Raw genomic sequence first — 23294 nt, forward strand, 5'->3', positions numbered from 1 at the left:
CAACGTGACGACCGCGCGACAGTACTTCATCGATGAGATAACGCCGCTTCTGCCCACAGATTGGCGCGTAGATCCCTTCGTGGACACACTCGACAACATGGACCGCATGACCGTCCTTCTGAAGATCACAGACCTTGAGAAGGCGATCGGCGTTCCGAACGGCTCATACCTGACCACCGCTGACGTGATCCTGATCGCTCCGCAATCCGGGAACATCGTCACCTCGGAAGACGCGCTAGATGAAGCGCTTCTAACCCTTCTCCCGGCCCTCGACTCGGCTCATGTGCGATGGACCAAGGCGAGCAAAGCCACCTTTACCGACCTCCAAGCGCTCGGCTACTCCATCGCCGTGCAATTCGTGACGAGCGCTGACACACCCGAATCCCCCACCCCCTAAGGAAAGCAGTCATGACAGCAACCGTGATCGGCGTTCAGCCGCTCTTCATGAACAATGTTTCGTTCGTTGTCGATACCGATGAGTTCGCAGCGGCCATTAGTTCCGTCACCTTCACTCCGAGCACAAAGAACGTCACCTTCCAGGGCGGAACCCCTGATGCCTCGTTCACGTTCCCGACTCCCGCGACCTGGACGGCTGACCTTGAGTTTGCCCAGGACTGGACCACGCCCAATTCGCTCTCGTTCTACCTCTACAACAACGCAGGTACGACGAAGAGCGTGACGTTCCTCCCTGTCGCCGGTGGCGCAACCATTACGGCGACTCTCGTCATCGCTGAGGGCGCCGTGGGTGGCGCGATCGGTACGGCCGTGCCCACGGCGAAAGTTTCCCTCGGCGTGAACGGTCGCCCGGTCATCACCCCGGCCGCCGTCTAGGCGGCGCGGCTCGGATGGGCATGCGAATTAGCGTTTGGGATTCGAAAGAGCTTCAGGCGACCGTTCTAGCCATCCGGGCCGCCAATCGCGAGCTTCGCGGCAACATCCGCAGGTTCACCCGCGAAGAAATCGCGAACGACTGGAGCCACGACCTCGCCGAGCAGGCTACGACGCACATAGAGCACCGCGTTCTCGTGGACTCAGCCCGCGTCACCGTGAGCAACCAGAACGTAACGCTGAAGTCTGGCGGCGTTGGTGGTCGACTCGGCGGCAAAGGCTCGGCCAAGCCCGCCGACATTGTTTCAGCGGTCGAGTTCGGAGCCGATCAGGGGCACGTGGCTACCTATGCGTCACGTCGACGCAAGGGTAAGGCGTTCGAGGTGAAGAACCGACACACGCACCACCAATTCAAGGCACCGAACCGGAAGGGCTACGTGGTCTATCCCGCCGCAGCTAGGGAGATTCCGCGCTACGCCTCATTGTGGGTACAGACCTGCATTCGCACGATCATGGACGCCGTAGACGGAGGCACCAAGTAATGGCCAAGGGCATCAACATCTCGATTGCTTCGGATGTTCGCGCCTTCCAGTCCGGCGTGGACGACGTTACGAAGTCGCTCGACAACGTAACGAAGGAACTCGACCAGGCCACACAGTCAGGTGACGCCGCTGGGCAGTCAATCCAGCAGGCCATGGAGCGCGCCCAGCAGGCGACTGCTGGCGAGAGCCGACAGGTCGAGCAGGCGGCGCGCACATGGTCTGACTTCCGCCCGGCAGTCCTTCAATCTGACGAGGCGTTGCAGCGTGCCACACACTCGGCGGAGAGGGCCGGGACCACCTACGAGACTGTCGGGCAGAAAGCCGCGCAATCCGGCGAGAAGATCCAGGAAGGCGGCAAGCTCGGCGAGGCCGCAATGATGAACGTCGGCTTCTCAGCGATGCAGGCGGGAACGCTGTTCACGGGCGGCGTCTCCAGCATGACGGAACAGGTGGGCACCTTCGCCGCGTTCATGGGGCCAAGCATGGCCGGTATTGAGGGCGCAATCGGCGGGCTCGCTTGGCCTATTACGATCGCCGGTGTCGGACTGGCCGCGCTCGGCGGCATCATCGGGCAGACCACGGACGACACCAAGGGTCTAACGCAGGCAACGAACGACCTCGTAAACGAGTTCGAAGGCGGCATCAAGGGCATCAACGACTACGACTCTGCACTGCGAGCCTGGGCGAAGGATTCGACCGACTACGGCGGCGAAGGACTCGCAGAGACCGCGCGGGACGTGAAGAGCATCGGCCTCGGCTTCAACGACGTTGCCGGAACAATCACCGGCAAGAGCATCCCCGCCATTAATCAGATGTTGCGCACCCTCGACAACATCAAGGAGATGGACGACAAGCTAGCCGAGTCGCCGCTAGGTACGGCCAAAACGATCAAGGCCGCCGAAGACGAGGCGGCGGCAAACGACCGCGTGCGCGAAGCGCTTTCGAAGCGGCGCCAGGCGCTCCAGGACGCCGAGAACGAAGAGAAGGTCATGGCCGAGGCCATGGGCATGACCGTGGCTCAATACCAGGCATACGAACAAGCCGTTCAGCAGGCACAGACCGATCAGGACAACTGGACTAGCGCCGTCTCTCAGTCCTTCTCTCAGGCGGCCACGGCCAGCGATGACTACCTGAAAGGCCAAGCGGTCAACTGGCAGCAGGAACAGACCAACCTGCAAGAGGTCATCGACGCATACAACAAGTTCCCGGTAACTATCTCCCAGCTGACGAAAGACGGCTTGGATGCGGCGGGCAAGGAGTTCGCCGAATCGAACTTCACCCCGGCTCAGCTCGAACAGTTCATGACGCTTCCTCCCGATCAGCGGGCAAAGATGGTCAGCCAATGGAACGAAGCCGGTAAGGACGCAAAGAAGGGTCTGGCGGACGGCATCAGTGCAGGCGACCTGTCGTCAGTCACCGTGCCAGTCAAGGCGGACACGTCGGCGGCAAAGAGCGAGATCAAGAAGACGGCCGACGAGAAGCACACGTCAACGATCGACACCAAGCTCGACACGAAGGGCGCCGACAACGAGCTCGACTCGATCGCTACCAAGAAGCGCACGGCAACCATCCGAGCGACGGCTGACACCAAGAGTGCTGACGATGGCCTCGATGCCACGGCCTCCAAGAGGCGCACGGCGACGATCAAGACGAAGGCTGACCTCGGCGACGCGACTGCCGCACTCGACGCACTCGCTCGGCGCACGTTCCAGCCCACCGTCAAGCCGACCATCGACATGTCCAGCGTGAATCACGCTCTCGACTCAATCCCTCGGTCGATCACGGTGACTCTTCACGCGCAGCGCGGAAAGGATCTCCAGTAATGACAGTAAGTATCTCCACGACAGACGGAAGCCGTACGGTGTCGGTTGTTCTCGCTAACGGGTACAGCACTCAACAGACGCCCGGCAACATCGTTCACAACATCATCGGTGGGCCGCCTGTCGTCACACTTCGCCCCGCGCAGCCCCGGCAGGGCACACTCAATCTGCTATTCGAGGATGAGCAGACCGCCGAGGCGGCCCGCGCCCTCCTTGTCACCCCCGCACTGTTCGTCTACCGCGATACCGACCTACCGACCGTGGGTATGACCTTCGCCCTTGATGGCCAAGGTGTAGGCCCCGCGCTTGAGAATGAAACCCGCCAATGGTGGACCGTCAGCGTCGGGTACCTCGAGGTGACCGCGTGAGAATCGACTCCATCACCGCAACGCTCGGCGATACGCCTCTACCGCTCATTTCCGGCACGATCACGTTGGACGCGACCCGTGTGCCTTACGCGCAAGGCACCCTAACGACGCCGCTGCCGAATACCGCCGTGCTCGACGCGCTGAATCCGATGGACGCGCCACGCGTGACCGTGACCACCTCAGTTGCGGGTACAGACCGCATGTTCAGTCTCCGCCTCCAAGCTCGCAGCCTCGACACGGCCAGCGATATCGCGACCCTCACCATTGAGTCAGACGAGGGCGCGCTTATGAACCTCGTACTTGTGCCCGAAGTTACGCTGACGCCGTTAGTTGCCGATCCTTTGACAGCCGTGGCCCATGTGCAAGCGCAAGTCGACGCGCTCAATATGGCTACGACGAAAGATCGATCTCGCAACGCACTTGCCAATGCTGTATTGACATCTGCACTGGATGATCTCGTGCCCGAAGTGGCCAAGCATTCGGAAGCGCTACAACCACAGCGTCTCGCCGCCACCGTATCCAAAGTCACGGAGCTATCCGCATTCAGGAATGCAGGATGACCACGCCAAGCGACTACACGAGCCTCCGTCAACTCATCAAGGAGTGGGCGCTTCCGCAGATCGGCGCAACACTCGCCGATGACGACGGGGCGGACGCTGACATTACCCCGTACACCACTGTTCAGAATCTCTTTCCATATCCGGATGCCGCACTTGTCAATCAATATGGATTTAGCGGCCTTAGCTTGCCATCGAATCTTGACGTTGGTGAACTGACTTCCGAATTGATCGGCAGCGCGCCAAACGCAAACGCGTTGCCCTTCGGCATGAGGGCCGGAGGTACATACACCTTCGCCGCCACGGCCCCGGGTGGGGCAACGCAGGCAATTGCGGTCATCGCGTTTGCACCGTCCCTCGGCTCGGATCTCCCCGCCGACTACTCACTCATAAACGAGTCGGCGGGAATCGCCAGCGCAAGCGGAGTCGGCCGCGTGACCGTCACCTTTACCATTCCTGCCGACGCCTACGCATTGAACTTCGAGATGACCGCCGACGCAACCGACACGGATTTTCAATGGTCCGAGTTCATGCTCGCCGAAGGTGACACGGCGCCCGATTACTTCGACGGGAACACGCCCGTCGATGAGCACTACACCTACGCATGGGACGACACGCCCAGCGCCTCCAGTTCGACCCGCACGCCGATCAATCCCCGGTCGGCCGACTCCTTGACGTGGAGCGTTGGTCAAACGCTCTGGGATTTCCTGCAACCGCTCTTCACCGTCGCGGGTCTCCGGCTCTACTGCGACGAGGCCCGCGTATGGCACCTCGTGGACCCGGATGCAGTGAGCCCCGGCGAACCCTTCACGATCGCCCCCGCCGTGAACCTCATCAACGAATCCGACACGCTCGCAGCGGGTGACCCGTCCAACTCCTTCGATGCGGTGCTTGTTACGTACACGTGGAGCGACGCCACTGGACAACACACCGCATATGACTACGCCGGACCGGACGGCACACCCGCCACCACTACATACCAGGTCACTTATCAGCGGCCTTACCCCGGCGCCGGTGCAGCCGCGTACATTCTCGGCCGCGCCGCACGCCGAGCAGGCTCACGGCAGTACGCCGCGCTGACCGATTACGGCGTGCAGCCCTACCGGCAGGTCACGGCGAATGGGCGGCAAGGAGTCGTCGCCTCTGTGTCATTCGACCTCGCGAAAGACGAGATGACCGTGACCACCGAGGCAGCTGCATAGGTTCTTTGCCATCGGCGCCGACACTGTACGGCACTCGATTACCTGCCGATGGATTGACAATCGGCGTGTCGTCACGCTGAGCTTCGAGCGCAGGGTGTGAAGTGAACTCACTCAGGTGGCGCATCCCGTGCTACCTACCCGAGAGAAATGAGCCATTGTGGCTAAGTTCACAGTCAAATTCCGGGCGAACTACGACGGAGTGAAGTCGATCGTCGTCAACGCCAACCGCTTCGAATTGCAAAACGGCACTTACGTGTTCATTGGCCCAGGTGAGGGGACCGTAACTGGCGTCTACTCGGTCGCTCAGGCCGACGTGTTCTCGGTCGAGCGTGAGGGCGCCATAGGGTGACCCGCACTGGGCTGCTCGAACCCCGCACCGTAGCATCGGATCGGTGACAGACAACGACGATTTGCCTCTTGACGGTTTGCGCTGGGACAACCTGTTCGACGACCTGGAGAGCCAGCTCGAACACGAACTCGGCGTTGAAGACCTCGAGCTGCGGGTCGAAGAGGAACGGCTGAGGCTCGGGCGGCTGTCGCTGCGCAACCGGATGCGCGCGGCATCCGGCATCGATGAGGGACGACACGCACCGCTGAGCCTCTGGCTGGCCGACGGAAGCACCGTCCGCCTGCTCCCGGTGACGTTCGGCCGGGACTGGGTCTCCGGCGACCTTGTGGCGGACGAACGAAACGGGACCGGCGTGCGCGCGGCATCCACTCGGGCGCTCGTGCCGCTGGAGGCCATCGCCTCCGTGGGGCTCGACGACGGTCAGGTCGCCGACAGTCTGCACGCTGAACCGGACCCGGATGCCTCGCGCACGCCGGATGCCGCCCCTCGCCTGATCGACAGGCTCGGCCTCGCCTTCCCGTTGCGCGACCTCGCCAGGCGACGCAGCCCGCTCACCGTCACCACGCGGTCGGGGGTGTTGCACGGGACGATCGACCGGGTGGCGAGGGATCACTTCGATCTGGCGCTGCACGATCCCGGCTCGCCGCGGCGCCCCAGCAACGTGCGCGGGACGCGCATCGTCCCGATGGCCTCGCTGATCCTGCTACGGGTCTGACGCGCACCAGCCGGGGCGATGTCAGTCCCGGTCGGGCCAGATGACGCGTCCGCCGGAGAGTTCAGGAATCGACGCCAGATCGGACTGCTCCCACGCCGCACGCCGCCGCGTCTCCTCATACATCGCTGCGATGTATTCCTCGAGCTGCACGCGCTCGATACGCCACGCCCCAGGACGGCCGACGCGGATGGCAGGCAGTTCGCCGGTCTCGATGAGGCCGACGACGTCGCCTGGCGCCACCTTGAGCAGTTCGGCGGCGTCGCCGACCGTCAGGAAGCGCGTCACATCATCCGATCGGTCGGCGGTCATGCCTTCGATTATGGCGGGACCGGCTTTCCCGCCCCGACCGTGTGGATAACTTTCCTACGACTTGTCCAGGATCGGCACGATGGACTCACGCGCGGCCGCAGAAACCCGGTTCCGACGACTGTGAAGACGTTCAGGAGACCCGTGCTCGGCAGGTGGGAAACGTGGTGGACGCAGGCGCCGGAAGGCGCGGATGAACGGAAACAGGAAGCGGGGAGACGCATGGTCGCGGGAGCGGACGGCAAGGCGAGGAGGTTCTGGGTCGATCCGAGGTTCGCGGTGGGCATCCTGCTCATCGTCGCGTCAGTGGTGGGTGTCTGCGTTCTGCTCAGCGCGCAGAACCGTAGCGTGCAGGTGTACGTCGCCCGCACCACGCTCGTGGCCGGCGACCGGGTGGCACCGGGAGACGTGGAGCTCGTGAGCGTGCGGGTGCCGCAATCCGATCGCTACCTCGCCGCGGGCGGGCTGCAGCGCGACGAGGTGGTGGTGCGCTCGGTGCCCAAGGGCGAGCTCGTGCCGGCATCGGCGCTCAGCGGCGCGTCGGACGTCTCGCTGACCAGTGTGGTGGTGAAGGCATCCGGCCCGGTGGCAGCCTCCGTCACGGCCGGCACGACGGCGGATGTCTGGGCCGCTCACCCTGCGAACGACAAGAACTACAAGCCACCGGCCGTGCTCGTCTCCGGCGCCGTCGTCGTCTCGATCCTGCACGACGATGCCCTCGTCGCCGACCGCGGTTCCGTCTCGGTCGAGTTGCGTGTGCCTTCTGGGCGGGTGGCGTCGGTTCTGCAGGCGATCGCCGACGGGCAGGTGATCTCGGTGGTGCCCGCGAGCCCCGAGGCCGCTTCGCGCACGGCGCCGGAGAAGTCCAGCACGCCACCGGCCGGTACCGGAGACGCCGCCGACCCTGCCGCTCCTGCGCGAGGTGACGGATGACCGCCATCGCGCTCTGCCTCGACCGCCGTACTCAAGAGCGCGTCAGCGCCGAGGCGACGGCATCCGGGCACCTCGTCACCGTGCGCACCACAGTGGGCAGGGAACTCCTCGCGGCCCTTGCCACGCGCGAGGTCGACGTCGCTGTCGTCGGCGCCGGACGCGGGCGCCTCTCGGCCGAGGTGGTCGCTGCATGCGATCGCGCGGGCATCCGGCTCGTCGTCCTGGCAGCGGGGGAGTCCGAGCGAAGGCACGCCCTGGCGCTCGGCGTGTACGACTCCCTGGATGCCACGGCCGACTGGACCGAGCTCGAGCCGAATCTGCGGGGCGTGCGGGTCCCTTCCCGAGCGGGCGGGCCTCTTGGCGGAGAGGATGCCTCGCGCGTGATCGCCGTGTGGGGGCCGGCAGGTGCACCAGGGCGCACATCAGTCGCCGTCACGATCGCCGCCGAGCTCGCGGCATTGGGCCACAGCGTGGCACTCGCGGACGCGGATCCGTACGGCGGGGCGACGGCACCGGCGCTCGGCCTGCTCGACGAAGCGCCCGGCTTCGCCGCTGCCTGTCGTCTCGCGGCATCCGACTCACTCACTCACGACGAGCTCGTGCGCGTCGCTCAGCGATACGCGAGCCCCCGTGGCGCCTTCTGGGTGCTGACCGGCATAGGCCGGGCCACGCGCTGGCCGGAGCTCACGTCGGAACGCGTGCAACGGGTGCTCGCCCAGTGCCGCACCTGGGTGGACTACACGGTGGTCGACGTGGGGTTCAACCTCGAGACCGACGAGGAGATCACAAGCGACATGTTCGCGCCGAGGCGAAACGCGGCGACGCTGGCCGCCTTGCAGGGGGCCGACGACGTCATCGCCGTGGGCCTGGCCGACCCGGTGGGGCTCTCCCGGTTTCTGCGCTCGTTCGGAGACCTGGTCGAAGCGACACCGGAGACGCCGTCGCACGTACTCGTCAATCGGGTGCGGGCATCCGCGGTCGGGGCGAATCCGTTCGCCCAGGTCGCCTCGACGCTGCTGCGTTTCGGCGGACTGGAGCCCGCCGCTCTGATCCCGGACGACCCGGCCGGCTTCGACCTCGCCCTGCTCACCGGGCGCACGCTGCGGGACGCCTCGCCCAAGTCGCCCGCGCGAGCCGCCGTGCGCAGATTCGTCGAGCGCGAGCTGGCGCCAGAGCCCGAACCGCAGCACGGGCGCCGAAGGCACGCCGCGCGGCCGCGACCTGTGAGCGAGCCGGCGTGAATCGGTACGAGTATGCACGCCTATCTCGCGGCGTTGCCGCTCACGGGCTCAGCCGGGTCGGCAGCCGGATCGAGCACCGGCTGCCGACCCTCCGTCGCCCATAGACTTAGGCGATGTCCACGCTCAGTGATCTCGTCGTCGCGCACGGCCGTTCGACCCCAGAAGACATCGAATGGCTGCACCTGCTCGTCGGCGATTGCCAGTTGCTGGCCGACCTCGCGTTCGCGGACATCGTGCTCTGGGTGCCGACAGACGACGGATTCATCGCCGTGGCGCATTCGCGCCCCTCCAGCGCGGCGACGCTCTTCTATCGGGACTTCGTCGGCCAGCCCATCCGTGCGGAGTGGCGCGGCCTGGCGACCGAGGCCTTCGAGACGGGCGCGATCGTAGACTCGCACGCTCCTGACTGGTACGAGGAGATGCCGACTCGTGTGCGAGCCGTTCCGGTGTTCCGCAGGGTGTCGGCATCCAGCGCGCAAGTTGTGCCCGCCCCGATCGCCGTCATGACGAGACACTCCAACCTCAGCGAGGCGCGCACGCCCAGCCGCCAGGAGCTCACGTTCAACGCCTGTGCGAACGACCTGTTCGGCATGATCGCCACGGGCGACTTCCCCGACCTCGGCGCGCCGGCCGGGCCGCGCAGGGGCGCGCCGCGGGCATCCGACGGGCTGATCCGCCTCGACGTGGACGGGGTGACGACGTTCGCCAGCCCGAACGCGCTCTCCGCCTTCAACCGCATGGGCTTCACCGAGGAGCTCGAGGGGGAGTCCCTGGCGGAGGTCACCACGCGCCTTCTCACGGGCAACTCCGTCGTCGACGAGTCGTTGCCGCTCGTGGTGACCGGGCGTGCGCCGTGGCGCACCGACATCGAGGCGCGCGGGGTGACGGTATCGCTGCGCACCATCCCGATCCGCACCCACGGCGAGCGCACCGGGGCGATCGTGCTGTGCCGCGATGTGACCGAGATGCGGCACCAGGAGCAGGAGCTCATCACCAAGGATGCGACGATCCGCGAGATCCATCACCGCGTGAAGAACAACCTGCAGACGGTGGCGTCGCTGCTGCGCATCCAGGCCAGGCGAACGCACTCCGAGGAGGCGCGGGATGCCCTCGGGCAGGCCATGCGTCGTGTCTCGGCCATCGCCGTCGTGCACGACACGCTCTCCGAAGGCCTCGCCCAGATCGTGGACTTCGACGACGTCTTCGACCGGGTGCTGCTGCTTGTTGCCGAGGTGGCGAGCACGCACAACACGACGGTGCACCCCAAGTCATCGGGCAGCTTCGGGGAACTGCCCAGCGAATACGCCACCCCGCTGGCGCTGGCGCTCACGGAACTGGTGACGAACGCCGTCGAGCACGGGCTCGCCGGCCGTTCCGGCGAGGTGGAGATCATCGCGCACCGTTCGCCGGAGACGCTCACGGTGAAGGTCAAAGACAACGGCTCCGGCCTGCCGGAGGGCAAGGTCGGCGACGGGCTCGGCACGCAGATCGTGCGCACGCTCATTCAGGGCGAGCTGAGTGGAACGATCGACTGGCACACCATGGTCGGCACGGGCACCGAGGTGACGATCGAGGTGCCGCTGCGCTACCTGCGCAAGGCCTGACGAACGCGCCGACAGCCTCGGTCGGGAGGCGCGACGCGCTCGTTCGATCGCGACCGAAAGTCAGGAGGCGCGACGCGCTCGCGCGGCGCGTCGTTTAAGCGCGCGGCGCTCGTCTTCGGAGAGACCGCCCCACACGCCCGAGTCCTGGCCGGTCTCGAGGGCGTACTGCAGGCAGGTCTCGGTCACGGTGCACCGGGCGCAAACGGCCTTCGCCTTTTCGATCTGCTCGACAGCCGGTCCCGTGTTGCCCACCGGGAAGAAGAGTTCCGGGTCGGCTGTCAGGCAGGCGGCTTTGTCGCGCCAATCCATGGGGGTGCTCCTTAAATAGCGTGCGTCGTGTGACGCCCGGGCACGACCGAATGGTCGTGAATTCGGGTAAACGACGAGTCAGGGTGATGATCGTGGGCGGATCCGGTACCGACGGGCGCGGTACCTGGTGGACCGTTATGCCTGGTGGATTCGTGTTCCTTTTCGGATAACACCTGCCCACCACCCTGTGAGCGACAACTCGACCAAGAAATGCTCGCATACTGGTAGTGGCAAATCAAGAGTTTCGATTGGGATAACGCTGTGAACACAGACCGGAAACAAACGCCCGATATCGGCGTTGACCGGCCCGAAAAGTCGTTTCCTGTGCTACTCGGATGCCTGGTGGCACTTCTCGCGCTGGAGTCTCTCGCGCTCGTAGCCCTGGTGATCTGGCTGGGCGTCCAGGCCGCGGAGGCCACCGCATCCGATGTCGCGAGCGGCATCGCACTGCTCATCATCGCCGCTCTCTGCGCCCTCTGGCTCGTGCTGACGACGGTCGCCGCGGCCCGCAGGAGGTCGTGGATGCGGGCATCCGTGATCACCTGGCACCTGCTCGTACTCGCCATCGCGGTCGGCTGCTTCACGGGCATCACCGCGGTGCCGCAGGCGGGCTGGGTATTGCTTGTGCTGGCCGCGGTCGGCATCGGCCTCGTAGTGGCTCCGCAGGTGACGCGGGCGACGGCACGCGAGTCCGCTCCGGCGGAGGACTCGAAGGATTCCGAGGCGCCGGCGGAATCCGCGTCATCGCCGGACGGCAAGAAGGACTGACGTTTCGAACCCGTCAGGCGGCGAGGCCGAGCTTCTTCCGCAGCGAGGCGACGTGTCCGGTGGCCTTCACGTTGTAGAGCGCGAGACGGATGCTCCCGTCCTCGTCCACCACGAACGTGGACCGCAGCACACCGGTGACCACCTTGCCGTAGAGCGACTTCTCGCCGTAGGCGCCGTACAGCTTGTGCACCGTGAGGTCGGGGTCGGACAGCAGCGGGAAGTTGAGGCTGTCGCGGTCGCGGAACTTGGCGAGCGTCGCCGGGTCATCCTTCGAGATGCCCAGCACCTGATAGCCGGCCGCGGCGAGCGAGTTCAGGTTGTCGCGGAAGTCGCACGCCTCCTTGGTGCAGCCGGGCGTCATCGCGGCCGGGTAGAAGTAGACGACGACGTTCCGGCCCGCGTAGTCGTGCAGCGACACCCGGTCGCCGTCCTGGTCTTCCAGTGTGAAGTCCGGGGCGGCATCGCCGGCAGTCAGTCGGGAGGGCGGGGTGGGGGAAGCGTCGCTCATGGCTTCACGGTATCAATGCCCCGCGAGCCTGACAGCGAGAACCGTGTCGACGGAGTCAGGCAGCGGGTAGGTGGAGGTCTGATCGGGCCCGAACGCGACGAGCGCGTTCTCGGCCCGTTCCGGCGAGTGCCACCCGCCCGCCAGCGGCAGATCGGTGCCGTCGGCGACCAGCCGGATGTCGGCCACCTGGTCCGGACGCAGCGGAGTGAGGGCGAGCGGCCCGACGGGCGCTTCCAGGACATGCGCGTACACGGTGTCGTCGCGTCGCGTGTAGCGACCCCATTCCGGTTTCGGCAGCGTGCTGGCGCCCGCGCCATACACGCTCTCGCCGTTCTCACGCAGCCACGCGCCCACTTCGTGCAGGATGTCGACCGCCGGCTTCGGGAACCGGCCACGGGCATCCGGCCCCACGTTCAACAGCAGGTTTCCTCCCTTCGAGACGCACTCCACCAGCTTGCGCACGACGAGTTCGGACGGCTTCCACAACGTGTCGAACGCGTTGTACCCCCAGTGATTGTTCAGCGTGATGCATGCCTCCCAGGGAACGGCATCGCCGCTGCCGGTGCGAACGCCCTCGGTGGGGATGATCTGCTCGGGCGACGCGAAGTCCCCGCTGAAGGGAGTGGGGGAGTCCGTGACGATGCTGCCCTTCTGCGACCCGGATGCCTCGAGCCGGTTGTCGATGAGCACTCCCGGTTGCAGTTCGCGCACCATCTCGACGAGCTCCTTCGCTCGCCACTTCTCGGCGGTCATGTCGTCGTAAGAGAAGTCGAACCACAGGATGTCCAGCTGTCCGTACCGCGTGCACAGCTCACGCACCTGGCCGTGCAGGTACTCGAGGTAGCGGTCGAAGTCGTGAGTGCGGCCCTGCCACTCCGGGTTCTCTCGCATCGGATGATGCGCATCGCCATACGCCGGGTAGTCGGGGTGGTGCCAGTCCAGAAGCGAGTAGTAGAGCCCGACCTTGAGGCCGCGGGATCGGAACGCGTCGAGGAACTCGGCCACGACGTCTCGACCCAACCCGTTGTGCGTCGTGCTGTAATCGGTCAGCTGCGAGTCGAAGAGGCAGAACCCATCGTGATGCTTCGCCGTAAGCACCGCGTATTTCATGCCGGCGGCCACAGCGGCATCCGCCCACGCGCCGGGGTCGAACGAGTCGGGCTGGAACGCGTCGACGTGCTGCTGGTAGTCCTCGACACTGATCCGTTCGACAGAGCGCACCCACTCGCCCCGCGCCGGCACGGCATACGCGCCCCAATGGATGAACAGACCGAACCGGTCGTGACGGAACCACTCGGACCGGGCGAAGCGCTCGTGCATGACACTCCTCGTGCGGAGATTGATCGGATGTTTAGGCATCAATCCTGCCATGAACTTCGTGGGCGCGCCGAAGGATGGCCAGCGTCATCTGATGTCTTTCCTGCACTTGGCTGCCGATGCAAGGAAGACGAAAGAAACCCGGGCGGCGGCCGCAAGACCGCTGCCCGGGCTTCATTGGGCGAAGACTTCCGAGCTAGTCGTTGCTTCCGGACGATTCGACGACGGAAGCGCTGTCGGGAGTGCTGAAGGCCTGGATCTCAGCCAACGACATCCGGTAGCTGCCTCCATCGTTGGTGAGGTCGGTCCCCTCGACACGAATGTAACGGGCTTGCACGGGATGCTCGAACGCGAACGACTCGCCCGTGCTCACGCTTGTCGGTCTCGGGTAATCCGTTTTGCTGACCTCGGTCGTCCACGTCTTCCCATCCGCCGAGGTTGCGATGGTGAAATCACTCGGGAAGTTCGCGCCGATCGACGAGGCCTTGGCGTCGTAGTCGTCCGGCCACAGCGTGACATTTCCAACCTGCTGCGTCGATCCGAGATCAACGATGGCCGATTCGGTGTGATTCTGGGTCAGATCGGAATTGCTTGCCCATCCCATCGAGCCATCGACGCTGTACGGCATGCCGTCGACGAGCGATGCCGCGCTCCACGCCTTCGAGGGCGGATCGCCGGGCAGCGGGCCCTCAAGGCTGCTGGACGTGCTCACCGACTTGCCGTACGCCAGGTCGTCCGGTGCGCTGGGAAGCGTGTACCCGGCGGCGTTTCCGCCCATGAGGACGACGGTGTGCTCTCCGCCGGCCGCAAAGCGATATTCGACGGAACCCATGCTGTCCGCGGTCACAGTGTGCCGAGCTCCGTTGTCCGAGACGACATAAGTGGCGTTCGCTGACTGTCCAGACCATTGCATCGTCACGAACTGGCCGGGCGCGTCGTATCGCACGGTCTGCTCCAGTTCGCTGCGGTAGTCGACGGTGAGCTCTCCCTGACTGTGGATCGTCTTCGTGACGCGGGTTCCGTCCATCTGCTTGGGGATGTTCGGCGCGATCCTGACGCCATCTGCGGTCGGCTGGATGCCCAGCATGTCGCTGAAGAGGCCCGCAGCGCCGTTCGCGTTCGACGGGAACCATGCCTCACCAGTGCTCGGCGTCAGTGAGACCGAGTGGAGGAAGCTGAAGCCGTTGAACCCGTCCTTCGTGTAACGGGCGGCTGTCCGGTCCAGGTACGCGAGCGACTGGTTGCGCTCGCCCACGATCGCCGCGGCGCGCATGTATTCCTCGGTCATCAGGGGGTACACGGATCCGTCTTCGATGCCGTCGCTGAAGTGGTCGCCGGTCCAGTCCTCGGTGGTCGGCGCGAGTGGAACGAAGTTCTCCGGAAGCAGCTGGAGATGCTGCAGTGCCATCTCGCGGTCGATCCCGTCGAGGATCTGCCGTGCACGGTCCAGGCTCACCATGCCGAACGATATTGCCTGCAGGTTGATCTGGGTCTGCTCCACGTTTCCCTGCACCGTGCCATCCGGGCAACGCCAGTAGGCGAACATCCCCGTCGAGGGTTCCCAGAGTCCGCCGGAGTCGGCGTCCTTGTTGAAGGCGGTCTTGAGATCTGCGGCCAGCGAAGCGTAGTGATCGGCGAGGGTCGGGTCGTGGAATGTCGTTGCCTCGAGTGCAGACCAATCAGTCAGCGCCTCGTACATCAGCTCGTTGACGTATCCGCTCTCGTACTTCACGTAGATGCCGTCATTCCACTCACGCGCACCCTTCGTGGATGTGCAGCTCGTGATGTCGTTGTGGAACAGCCCGTCCTGGGCCGCGTACTGGTTGTCGATCATGTAGGCGAGCGACTTCTCCACCGACGACCTCATCGAGGTGAGCCAGGACTTGTCGGCCGAGTATTGGTACATGTCGGCCACAGCCATCGCGTAGGACGGGTCCGCATCGTAGAGGCTGTTCGTGCCCCAGGGATGATCGAGGTGGAAGGTTCGTCCGTCCATGTGACCGTCGGAGTTCTGCGCATCGTCCTTGAAGTAGGTGAGCAGATTCTCCTGCGACTTCGTCATCGGCGGGTCGAAGTATCCCTCGACGGTGCGGTCCGCGTAGACCATGTCATACGGGCCGACGCCCGGATACCGCAGTCCCACGGTCGACATCCCGTAGCCCTTGTCGATCACCCCCGAGCGTCCGAAATCGTTGAGCAGGGATGAAACGGCGGCGGTGTCAGCCAGTCCGTTCACGGTGCCGCCCAACGAGTAGTACTTGGCATAGTCGTCGGTTTTGAATGTGTAATCGATCGAGTCGGTCTGTTTCTGCGCGACGGCCACGGGAGCGTAGATGTACGCATCCGTGCCGTTCGACGAGTGCCCGCCGTAGACGAGCCCACTTGCCGCCATGCCCGCCGTGTAATCCCACGTAGGTGCGGCCGACAGCTGTGTCTCCTGGTATGTGTTGCCGTCACCGGTGTATGCGAACTCGGTCGCGATGTTCCGGTTGCTGGTCGCATTGACATCCAGAGCCTGTTGCGAGGAGTTCTTCAGCATCACGAAGTCGGACTCCTCGACGCCGTACCTGTCGTTCGGTTGCGAGAGGAAGAAGTTGTTGCTGCCGGTGTACGCGTTCCCGATGGGCAGGTCTCCGCCGTCCTGCGGGCGACGGATGTTGTCCCAGATGCGTGCCCACCCGAACGTGAGCATTCCGTTATGGCGCACCTTGGGGTCGGCCGCGTTCGTCCAGTCGTAGGTGCGGCTTACCTGCAGGTGCACAGTGTCCCGGGTGACGACGAAATTCCAGCGTTCCGAGACGGACAACGCGTCGTCGCTCATCACGAACGATGCCATCACGTTATCGCCACGCACTTTCACCTCGGGGCTCGAACTGAGGGCACGGCTGTCCAGGGTCGATCCGTCGCCGTCGAGTTGAACGGTGCTATACATGCCGCCGTTCATCAGCTGTGTGCCGTTCATCGTGAACGAGGAGACCTTCGACTGACCGTCGTAGTCGTAGACCATCGCGAAGTCGCCTCCCCTCATCGTGATCGTCTTCGCCGTCGTGTCGTTCTGAATTGCGATCGGCGAGTCCGCCCGAGCCGAAGCGGGCGTGGATGCGAGCCCGCCGCCGATCGCGGCCACCGTAGTCGCCACCGCGAGCGCGGCCAGAGCGCTGCGACGACGCCGTCGCCGAGGAGTTGTCATCGTTCTGTCCTTCTTCCTGTCGACGACGTCGTCTCCCGTCGACGACGTCGGTCCGAGCTTCTGCATCGAGTGGGTCGTGATGACAGCCGTGTGCATGCCGACCTCGCCGGAGCGTTAGCGGGAAAACCCGAGTCGGACCGGGGGCCGATCCGCGGGTTCATCGCCAAATATGGCAACCGTGGTGAATCTCGGGCAACAAGTTTCCGGATCTTTCCGAAATGTGCTGTCCAGTGCTCTTCGGCCGGGCGGACTGATGGGTGCTGTCTAGCAGTGCGCCCGGCTTGCGTCAGAACGGTGCGGTGGACTCGCGAATGATGAGCTGGCAGTCGACGTGCCGGACCCCCGGCTCGAGGTGGCCCTCTTCTATCGAATCCAGGAGGAGCCGGGCAGCGATGTTCCCGACTTCGCGAAGGCTCATGTCGATGGTCGAGAGTCGAGGTCGGCTCGCCTCGACCATCACGTCCCAGTTGTCGAACCCGATCACGCCGACCTCGCTGGGCACCTCAATCCTCTGCTCGCGCAGTGCTTCGGTGACCCCACGAGCGATCTGATCGTTGGCACAGACCACGCCATCGAATTCCACGCCGGACTTGACGAATTGGGCAGCCGCCTGCCTTCCCCACCGCTCGCTCCACTCTCCGAACACGGGCGGGGATGCGAGAGCTAGCCCGTTGCGCTGCAGCTCGTCTTCGACAGCGGCGCTTCGCGACCGGGAGGCGTCGTCCTTCTCCGGCCCTGAGATGAACACGATGTGCCTTCGGGAGGTCGATAGCAGGTGCCTGGTGGCCATCCGCGCGCCTTCGGCGTCGTCCGGAACGACCGAGGCGTCGGCGGGATTTGTCGACCACGCCATGGCATATACGACGGGAACCGGCACGTCGCCGCGCACGGGTTCACGAGAAAACTCGCCGGCACCAGTCATGAGGATTCCGTCGACATCGCGCTTCAGAAGGGACGCGATGAACTGCTGCTCTCTGATGGGGTCTCCTCGCCCGTCGAGAAGAAGGAGCGCGTAGCCGTCGGCGGCCAAGGTCTCCGTCGCTCCGAGAAGTACCGGTACCGTCAGACGCCCGACGTTGTCGCTGGTGATCACGCCGATCGTCTCGGTTCGCCGCACCTTCTGGCTGGACGTCGAGGCACGTGGGATGAAGCCGATCTGCTTGGCTGCCGCAAGGATCCGATCGCGGGTCTCCCGGCTCACCGCTCCGTTGCCCGAGAGCGCCTTCGACACTGTGCTCACCGATACCCCTGCACGGGCTGCCACGTCTGCGCTCGTGACCCGCTTCTCGGGCTTGAACCGTGCCATTCTCGTGAGCGTATACCGCCTCGGAGTCGTCATGAGCAGCTAGCTCATGGCGGTCGACTCGCGTGGGACCAACTGACAGTCGATCCGGTGGATGCCCCTTGCAACGTTCGGCTCGCCCTTCATCGCGTGCAGAAGGGCGAGGCCGGCGGCCACGCCGACGTCGTGGAGGCTCAGATCGACGGTCGTCAACGGCGGTCTGCTCGCCTCCACCATCACGTCCCAGTTGTCGAAACCGGTGACTGCGACGCTTTGAGGCACCCGGATCTCGTTCTCCCGCAGCACCTCGAGCGCGCCCCGGGCGATCTGATCGCTCGCACAGGCGATGCCGTCGAACGGCACACCGGAATGGATCAACTGAGTTGTCGCTTGACGGCCCCAAGCCTCACTCCACTGACCGAACAGCGGCTCGTGCGACAGCTCCGAGCCGTTGTCGCGCAGCACCCGCCTGATCTCAGCGAGCCTGACCTGCGACGCGGTGTCGCGCTGCGGCCCGGCGACGTAGGCGATGCGGCGCCGACCGGTCGCCAGCAGGTGCTCGGCGACGGCGGCGGCACCCCCGGCATCGTGAGGAACGAACGACGTGTCGTGCTCGTTGTTGGACCAGGCGAGCGCGTACACGATGGGAACCGACCCTTGGGTCTGGAGCGCCGGCCTCGGGAACGCGCCGCTGCCCGCGACGAGGATGCCGTCGATCCGCCGTCGCTGGAACATCTCGACGAAATACTGCTCGCGGATCCGGTCGCCGCGCCCGTCGCAGAGAAGTAACGCGATCTCGTGCTGTGCAAGGGCTTCGAAGGCGCCGAGGAGCACGGGCACAGTGAGTCGGCCGAATCGGTCGTTCGTGATGACCCCGATCGTGCGGGCCTTAGTACCATCGGATTCGCCTTCGCGCAACGGCGGGCGATAGTGCAGCTCCTTCGCCGCTTCCAGCACGCGAAGTCGCGTCTGCCTGCGGACGGGTCCGTTTCCGGACAAGGCCTTCGAGACGGTCGATGTCGACACGCCCGCGAGCCGAGCGACATCGCTCGCTGTGATTCGGTGTTCCGTCCCCCGGTCCATGACGACACCCTAGTGTAAGCCGAGGCATTTCGGAAAGAAATGGAAACTAGTGGAAACGTTCGCCAACTTTCCACTAGCCTCCCGGAGACAAGTCAATCGTCCTCAACAAGGGAGTTCGAGATGTTACGGCGCATCAGGATGGTCGGGGCAGCGGTAGCGGCGGCGGCGGCACTCAGTCTCTGCATGAGCGGCTGCAGCAGCGGATCCGGTACGGGATCGTCGGCGTCCGGCAGCATCGTGGCCAAGAACGACGGCGCGAAGCTCACGATGTGGGTACGCGCCGGCAATTCCGCAGTAACCGCGGCGGTGGTCGATGCGTACAACAAGACGCACAAGAACCAGGTGCAGCTGACTCAGGTACCTGCTGACCAGTACGTCACCAAATACGCGCAGGCGGCGCAAGCCGGATCGCTTCCCGATCTCCTCGGGTCCGACCTGGTCTTCATGCCGCAGATCGTGAAGAACAAGACGGTCATCGACCTGACCGGTCTGTTGAAGACATCCGGAGCGTACGGGCACCTCGCTGCCGCGCACGAGCAATCGGCCACAGCGGACGGCAAGGTGTACGGCGTTCCGTTCGACACGGACACATCGCTGTACCTCTACAACAAGACGCTGTTCGAAGAGGCGGGATTGGATCCCAACACACCGCCGAACACCTGGGCGGGCTTAGTCAAGGCAGCGGACGCCATCACGGAGCTCGGCAACGGCATACACGGTGCGTATATCAGCGGTGACTCGCCCGGCTCGCTGGCCTACGACGTCACCCCGCTGATCTGGGCCCAGGGTCAGCAGGTGGTCACCAAGAGCGGCAGCTTCGACTTCTACAACAGCGCTACCCAGAAGGCGCTCGGATTCCTGCAGACGCTGTACCAGCACGGCGATATCCCGACCTCCTCGAAGACGGACCAGGGGAACGGCTTCTTCGCGGAATTCGCGTCAGGCAAGATCGGCATCAACTTCTCCGGCGCGAACGGCATCAACACCGCCGGCATCGGGACGAACCCGAAGTTCGATTGGGGTCTCGCCAAGATTCCCGGTCCGGAGGCCGGCCAGTGGGCGACGTTCTCGGGCGGTGACACGGCAGCGATCACGACCCAGTCTCAGCACAAGAACGAGGCATGGGACTTCATCGACTGGCTGACGTCGAAGCAGACCAGTGAGAAGGTGTTCCTCGGACTGCCCTCGCTTCCACCTCGGACGGACGTGACCATCCCCTCGTCCCTGGGCGACTCCGTCAGCGTTCCTTCCGCCATGCTCAGCAAGGGCGAGACATACGACTCCGTCTACTACAACGACGTCGTGTCGAGCAATCAGGGGCCGTGGCTTCAAATGATCCAGTCCGTCGTCTTCGACGGTGCGTCGCCCGTCGAGGCGACGGAGACCGCTCAGAAGGCGGCCGACGCGATTACCTCGCAGAAGCAGTAGCGGTCGGTTCGAGGGAGGGACGGATGAACGCCATGCTCCAAGTCCGTGTCGCCGGCCGGCACGAGACCCGTGCGAAGACGAAGGCCAAGAGGCACGCCGCCTTCGCACGGGGAGAGACCGCGGCCGGATGGCTGCTGGCCTCTCCGGCGGCGGTGCTCGTCGTGCTGTTCTTCGCGCTGCCGTTCGTGCTGACGATCTACATGTCGTTCTTCGACTGGCCGACGTTCGGAACCCCGAGCCCGGTCGGGCTGAGCAATTACGAACACGCGCTGAGCGATCCGGCATTCGGTCGGGCCGTCTTGTTCACGGTCTCGTACACCGTCATCGCTTCAGCGTTGGGAGTCGCGATCTCGCTCGCTCTCGCGCTGTTGGTCCGGCCCCGATTTCCCGGTCGGACGGCGGTGCGTGCACTGCTGTTCGCACCGGTCACCATCGGGTTCGCCCCTGCGGGTCTGCTGTGGCTCTCCATGAGTAACTCTCAGACCGGTGTACTCCCCGCGATCGCGATGTCGTGGGGGATCGCGCCCTCGGGCACCGACTGGTTCGCGCACACGAACTCGACACTGGTCCTGGTCGTCATCATGACGATCTGGAAGACGGTGGGTCTCGCCATGCTCGTGCTCCTCATCGGAATGGACTCCATCCCGTCCGAGATCTATGAGGCAGCCAGGCTCGACGGCGCTCGCTCATGGGCGACCCTCACGCGCATCACGCTGCCGCTCATCTCGAAGCCGCTGTCTCTGGTCGTGCTGCTCACCGTCACGCAGACGTTCCTCGCGTTCGACCAGTTCTTCACAATGACGAAAGGCGGCCCGAACAACTCCACCGTCACGGTCGTCTACTACCTCTACAACGCGGCGTTCGTCGCGCTGAACCGTGGTTACGGGGCGTCGATCGCCGTCATCATCGTCGTCATCATGGCAGCGATCTCGATCTTCCAGGTGCGACTGCAACGAGGAAAGGCCTGAACATGACCGCTCAGCACACGATCTGGCCGGCTCCAGCTCGTCACAGCCGTCGTCGCACCGCTCAACGCGAATCCTCGCGGAGCCCGCTCCGCATCGGGATCTCCGTGGCGCTGGCTCTGATCTTCGCGTTCCCTATCCTGTGGACCTTGATCGGGGGCTTCAAGCCAACCGGCGAGGCCAACGCCTCGCCGCCGGTCTGGTGGCCGTCGCAGTTCTCCATCGAAAGTTTCACGAAGCTGAACGGTCAGGGATCGTCGCTCTGGAACTACGTACTCAATTCGGCAACGGCCACGTTGCTCACGGTCGCCATTACGACGGTCGTGGCAGTTCTTGCGGGCTATGCCGTCTCGCGACTCCGATTCCCTGGGCGAGCCGCCTTCTTCGCCGTCACCGTCGGAATGCTGCTCGTCCCGTATCCGGCTCTGCTCGTCTCACTCTTCCAGGTCATGATCTGGTTCCACCTGACGAACTCGCTGTTCGGGCTGTCGCTGATCTACTCGACCTTCCAGCTTCCCTTCGCCATCTACATGATGCGGAACTCGTTCGATTCGCTTCCGGCAGAGCTCGTCGAGGCGGCGGAGATCGACGGATGTACGAAGATCACGGCTCTGCCCCGCGTCCTTCTACGCCTCGTCTCACCCGGCATCGTCACGATTGCTCTGTTCGCATTCGTCGCAGCGTGGAACGAGTTTCTGGCGGCGCTCGTGCTTTTGAACAACAACCCCGATTTCACGTTGCCCGTGGCACTGATGAACGCGCAGTCGGGCCCGATGAACACGATCGACTGGGGAGCGCTCCAAGCAGGCATCACCGTGATGATGCTTCCCTGCGTTCTGCTCTTCATCCTGCTGCAGCGCTATTACGTGTCCGGACTGGTGTCGGGATCGGTCAAGTGACGTCCGCGGAGCCGAGCAGCACCGATCGAGTGCGCACTCCGGTACGCAACGACACCCTGGAGATCGCACCTTCGTTCCAGGAATCGAGGTTCGACGCGCTCGCCGTGGACTGTCCCTTCGTGTTCTCGCTCAATGGGCGCCAGGGCATGACCTTCGTCGGTTGGGACGGCATCGGCTACCAGACAGCGATGACGTGGAAGGACGCGGATGGCTGGCGGAGCCCCGAGGTGGTCCTCCCGCGAGATCCAGAGAGCGAGGCCCGCAAATACAACTCAGCATTGACCTGCATCGTTCGTGACAACGATATGGGCTCGGCGGGGGAACTCCGATTGTTCGATGGATGGTATCTAGGCACGTATCACGCGTACCCGGCTCCCGGGTACGAGGCCGGCCCCGGAGTCATCGGATTCGTGCGCAGCCGAGACCTGGTGCACTGGGAGGAGACCGGAGCAAGGCTGAACCCGGCGGATGGCGGCGCCTGGGAGCATGGCGGGTTGTACAAGTCGTGGCTGATGGAGCACAACGGACTGTTCTACGTGTTCTATAACGCGAAGAACCGGGATGTCTTCGGAACGGTCGCAGTTCCACCGCCGTGGATCGAGCAGACCGGGGTGGCGGTCTCGAGCGATCTCGTCAACTGGCGACGACTCCAGGACGAACCGGTCCTACGAGTCGGACGCCCGGGCGACTTCGATGAGATCTTCGCATCCGATCCATGCGTTCTCCGCGACGGCGATCACTGGGTCATGTTCTACTTCGGACTCGCGGCCGACGGGCACGCGCGGGAGGGGTACGCCACTTCCGACGACCTCATCCACTGGGAAAAGCCTGGCGAGATCCTCGTCGATGTCGGGGTGGCTGGGAGCATCGACGCGACACACGCTCACAAGCCCGCCGTCATCACCTGGGACGGTCGCCTGGAACACTACTACTGTGCAGTCGCGCCGCGACGTCCCGTCCTGGTGGGCGGTTTCGAACAACGCGAGCACCGGGGAATCGCGAAAGCCGTGGCTTCCGTGCCCACTTTCGGTGTCGAGAGACCAGCGGTAGACATGGCGGCGAGCTGAGCGCGACCAACCG

The 23294-nt window shown here is 64.6% G+C and carries 24 protein-coding genes; 17 read left to right on the plus strand and 7 right to left on the minus strand.

The features are described 5' to 3' along the window. Positions 1-4 precede the first annotated feature (4 nt). The 9 genes from ACYVII_RS03590 (at position 5) to ACYVII_RS03630 (ending at position 6381) form a co-directional block, all read left to right on the plus strand. Positions 5-397, plus strand: a complete 393-nt coding sequence (locus ACYVII_RS03590; protein ID WP_460531116.1) for a hypothetical protein — start codon at positions 5-7, stop codon at positions 395-397. An 11-nt stretch (positions 398-408) separates the two neighbouring features. After that, positions 409-831: a hypothetical protein gene (locus ACYVII_RS03595; protein ID WP_460531119.1), complete on the plus strand. Its 423-nt coding sequence runs from the start codon at positions 409-411 to the stop codon at positions 829-831. 14 nt (positions 832-845) lie between these two features. After that, the gene (locus ACYVII_RS03600; RefSeq protein WP_460531122.1) at positions 846-1370 is read left to right on the plus strand and encodes a hypothetical protein; all 525 of its coding nucleotides are present in this window, start codon (positions 846-848) and stop codon (positions 1368-1370) included. Next, positions 1370-3193, plus strand: a complete 1824-nt coding sequence (locus tag ACYVII_RS03605; RefSeq protein WP_460531124.1) for a hypothetical protein — start codon at positions 1370-1372, stop codon at positions 3191-3193. The genes ACYVII_RS03600 and ACYVII_RS03605 overlap by 1 nt, the downstream gene beginning before the upstream one ends. Beyond that, complete coding sequence (locus ACYVII_RS03610; RefSeq protein ID WP_460531127.1) at positions 3193-3558, plus strand: hypothetical protein; 366 nt, start codon at positions 3193-3195, stop codon at positions 3556-3558. The genes ACYVII_RS03605 and ACYVII_RS03610 overlap by 1 nt, the downstream gene beginning before the upstream one ends. Next, positions 3555-4118: a hypothetical protein gene (locus ACYVII_RS03615; RefSeq protein WP_460531130.1), complete on the plus strand. Its 564-nt coding sequence runs from the start codon at positions 3555-3557 to the stop codon at positions 4116-4118. Before ACYVII_RS03610 ends, ACYVII_RS03615 begins: the two co-directional genes overlap by 4 nt. Beyond that, positions 4115-5317 carry a hypothetical protein gene (locus ACYVII_RS03620; protein ID WP_460531133.1) on the plus strand — a complete coding sequence of 401 codons (1203 nt, stop codon included), beginning with the start codon at positions 4115-4117 and terminating at the stop codon, positions 5315-5317. Before ACYVII_RS03615 ends, ACYVII_RS03620 begins: the two co-directional genes overlap by 4 nt. A gap of 157 nt (positions 5318-5474) precedes the next feature. Next, positions 5475-5666, plus strand: a complete 192-nt coding sequence (locus ACYVII_RS03625; RefSeq protein ID WP_460531136.1) for a hypothetical protein — start codon at positions 5475-5477, stop codon at positions 5664-5666. Between the two features lie 43 nt (positions 5667-5709). Continuing rightward, a complete protein-coding gene (locus ACYVII_RS03630; RefSeq protein ID WP_460531139.1) occupies positions 5710-6381 on the plus strand; it encodes a hypothetical protein in 672 nt (223 codons plus the stop codon). Between the two features lie 21 nt (positions 6382-6402). Here ACYVII_RS03630 and ACYVII_RS03635 read toward each other — a convergent pair whose 3' ends face one another. Then, a complete protein-coding gene (locus ACYVII_RS03635; RefSeq protein WP_460531142.1) occupies positions 6403-6690 on the minus strand; it encodes a helix-turn-helix domain-containing protein in 288 nt (95 codons plus the stop codon). A gap of 219 nt (positions 6691-6909) precedes the next feature. Between ACYVII_RS03635 and ACYVII_RS03640 the strand changes: the two genes are divergently transcribed. The 3 genes from ACYVII_RS03640 to ACYVII_RS03650 all read left to right on the plus strand — a co-directional run bounded on the left by ACYVII_RS03640 (position 6910) and on the right by ACYVII_RS03650 (position 10465). Further along, positions 6910-7620 carry a hypothetical protein gene (locus ACYVII_RS03640; RefSeq protein ID WP_460531145.1) on the plus strand — a complete coding sequence of 237 codons (711 nt, stop codon included), beginning with the start codon at positions 6910-6912 and terminating at the stop codon, positions 7618-7620. Then, a complete protein-coding gene (locus ACYVII_RS03645; protein ID WP_460531147.1) occupies positions 7617-8861 on the plus strand; it encodes an AAA family ATPase in 1245 nt (414 codons plus the stop codon). Before ACYVII_RS03640 ends, ACYVII_RS03645 begins: the two co-directional genes overlap by 4 nt. Before the next feature lie 113 nt (positions 8862-8974). Continuing rightward, complete coding sequence (locus ACYVII_RS03650) at positions 8975-10465, plus strand: sensor histidine kinase (protein ID WP_460531150.1); 1491 nt, start codon at positions 8975-8977, stop codon at positions 10463-10465. 60 nt (positions 10466-10525) lie between these two features. Here ACYVII_RS03650 and ACYVII_RS03655 read toward each other — a convergent pair whose 3' ends face one another. After that, positions 10526-10774 (minus strand): WhiB family transcriptional regulator, encoded by a 249-nt coding sequence (locus tag ACYVII_RS03655; protein WP_146322482.1) that lies wholly within the window; start codon positions 10772-10774, stop codon positions 10526-10528. Positions 10775-11116: 342 nt separating this feature from the next. Between ACYVII_RS03655 and ACYVII_RS03660 the strand changes: the two genes are divergently transcribed. After that, positions 11117-11542: a hypothetical protein gene (locus ACYVII_RS03660; protein ID WP_460531153.1), complete on the plus strand. Its 426-nt coding sequence runs from the start codon at positions 11117-11119 to the stop codon at positions 11540-11542. A gap of 13 nt (positions 11543-11555) precedes the next feature. Here ACYVII_RS03660 and bcp read toward each other — a convergent pair whose 3' ends face one another. From bcp to ACYVII_RS03685, 5 genes are all read right to left on the minus strand, one after another. Next, on the minus strand, positions 11556-12050 hold the full coding sequence (gene bcp, locus ACYVII_RS03665; RefSeq protein ID WP_460531156.1) for a peroxiredoxin: 495 nt from the start codon (positions 12048-12050) through the stop codon (positions 11556-11558). Positions 12051-12062: 12 nt separating this feature from the next. Further along, positions 12063-13370 carry an alpha-L-fucosidase gene (locus ACYVII_RS03670; RefSeq protein ID WP_460531159.1) on the minus strand — a complete coding sequence of 436 codons (1308 nt, stop codon included), beginning with the start codon at positions 13368-13370 and terminating at the stop codon, positions 12063-12065. Positions 13371-13563: 193 nt separating this feature from the next. Further along, positions 13564-16557: a discoidin domain-containing protein gene (locus tag ACYVII_RS03675; RefSeq protein ID WP_460531162.1), complete on the minus strand. Its 2994-nt coding sequence runs from the start codon at positions 16555-16557 to the stop codon at positions 13564-13566. A gap of 286 nt (positions 16558-16843) precedes the next feature. Further along, a complete protein-coding gene (locus tag ACYVII_RS03680; RefSeq protein WP_460531165.1) occupies positions 16844-17863 on the minus strand; it encodes a LacI family DNA-binding transcriptional regulator in 1020 nt (339 codons plus the stop codon). Positions 17864-17902: 39 nt separating this feature from the next. After that, positions 17903-18922 (minus strand): LacI family DNA-binding transcriptional regulator, encoded by a 1020-nt coding sequence (locus tag ACYVII_RS03685; protein WP_460531167.1) that lies wholly within the window; start codon positions 18920-18922, stop codon positions 17903-17905. A gap of 120 nt (positions 18923-19042) precedes the next feature. Between ACYVII_RS03685 and ACYVII_RS03690 the strand changes: the two genes are divergently transcribed. Genes ACYVII_RS03690 through ACYVII_RS03705 form a run of 4 tightly spaced genes read left to right on the plus strand, consistent with a single transcriptional unit; the run spans position 19043 to position 23281 of the window. Beyond that, the gene (locus ACYVII_RS03690; RefSeq protein ID WP_460531170.1) at positions 19043-20350 is read left to right on the plus strand and encodes an ABC transporter substrate-binding protein; all 1308 of its coding nucleotides are present in this window, start codon (positions 19043-19045) and stop codon (positions 20348-20350) included. Between the two features lie 23 nt (positions 20351-20373). After that, entirely contained in the window at positions 20374-21318 is a 945-nt protein-coding gene (locus ACYVII_RS03695; RefSeq protein WP_460531173.1) for a carbohydrate ABC transporter permease, read from the plus strand. Between the two features lie 2 nt (positions 21319-21320). Beyond that, a complete protein-coding gene (locus tag ACYVII_RS03700) occupies positions 21321-22214 on the plus strand; it encodes a carbohydrate ABC transporter permease (protein WP_460531176.1) in 894 nt (297 codons plus the stop codon). After that, positions 22211-23281, plus strand: coding sequence for a glycoside hydrolase family protein (locus ACYVII_RS03705; protein ID WP_460531179.1), 1071 nt, complete (start codon positions 22211-22213; stop codon positions 23279-23281). Before ACYVII_RS03700 ends, ACYVII_RS03705 begins: the two co-directional genes overlap by 4 nt. Positions 23282-23294 lie beyond the last annotated feature (13 nt).

It is taken from the genome of Humibacter ginsengiterrae (genome assembly GCF_054780115.1).

Coding starts and splice junctions, on each gene's coding strand:
- ACYVII_RS03595 (WP_460531119.1), top strand. CDS start 409: ATGACAGCAACCGTGATCGGCGTTCAGCCGCTCTTCATGAACAATGTT.
- ACYVII_RS03600 (WP_460531122.1), top strand. CDS start 846: ATGGGCATGCGAATTAGCGTTTGGGATTCGAAAGAGCTTCAGGCGACC.
- ACYVII_RS03605 (WP_460531124.1), top strand. CDS start 1,370: ATGGCCAAGGGCATCAACATCTCGATTGCTTCGGATGTTCGCGCCTTC.
- ACYVII_RS03610 (WP_460531127.1), top strand. CDS start 3,193: ATGACAGTAAGTATCTCCACGACAGACGGAAGCCGTACGGTGTCGGTT.
- ACYVII_RS03620 (WP_460531133.1), top strand. CDS start 4,115: ATGACCACGCCAAGCGACTACACGAGCCTCCGTCAACTCATCAAGGAG.
- ACYVII_RS03635 (WP_460531142.1), bottom strand. CDS start 6,690: ATGACCGCCGACCGATCGGATGATGTGACGCGCTTCCTGACGGTCGGC.
- ACYVII_RS03640 (WP_460531145.1), top strand. CDS start 6,910: ATGGTCGCGGGAGCGGACGGCAAGGCGAGGAGGTTCTGGGTCGATCCG.
- ACYVII_RS03645 (WP_460531147.1), top strand. CDS start 7,617: ATGACCGCCATCGCGCTCTGCCTCGACCGCCGTACTCAAGAGCGCGTC.
- ACYVII_RS03650 (WP_460531150.1), top strand. CDS start 8,975: ATGTCCACGCTCAGTGATCTCGTCGTCGCGCACGGCCGTTCGACCCCA.
- ACYVII_RS03655 (WP_146322482.1), bottom strand. CDS start 10,774: ATGGATTGGCGCGACAAAGCCGCCTGCCTGACAGCCGACCCGGAACTC.
- bcp (WP_460531156.1), bottom strand. CDS start 12,050: ATGAGCGACGCTTCCCCCACCCCGCCCTCCCGACTGACTGCCGGCGAT.
- ACYVII_RS03670 (WP_460531159.1), bottom strand. CDS start 13,370: ATGCACGAGCGCTTCGCCCGGTCCGAGTGGTTCCGTCACGACCGGTTC.
- ACYVII_RS03675 (WP_460531162.1), bottom strand. CDS start 16,557: ATGACAACTCCTCGGCGACGGCGTCGTCGCAGCGCTCTGGCCGCGCTC.
- ACYVII_RS03680 (WP_460531165.1), bottom strand. CDS start 17,863: ATGGCACGGTTCAAGCCCGAGAAGCGGGTCACGAGCGCAGACGTGGCA.
- ACYVII_RS03685 (WP_460531167.1), bottom strand. CDS start 18,922: ATGGACCGGGGGACGGAACACCGAATCACAGCGAGCGATGTCGCTCGG.
- ACYVII_RS03690 (WP_460531170.1), top strand. CDS start 19,043: ATGTTACGGCGCATCAGGATGGTCGGGGCAGCGGTAGCGGCGGCGGCG.
- ACYVII_RS03695 (WP_460531173.1), top strand. CDS start 20,374: ATGAACGCCATGCTCCAAGTCCGTGTCGCCGGCCGGCACGAGACCCGT.
- ACYVII_RS03700 (WP_460531176.1), top strand. CDS start 21,321: ATGACCGCTCAGCACACGATCTGGCCGGCTCCAGCTCGTCACAGCCGT.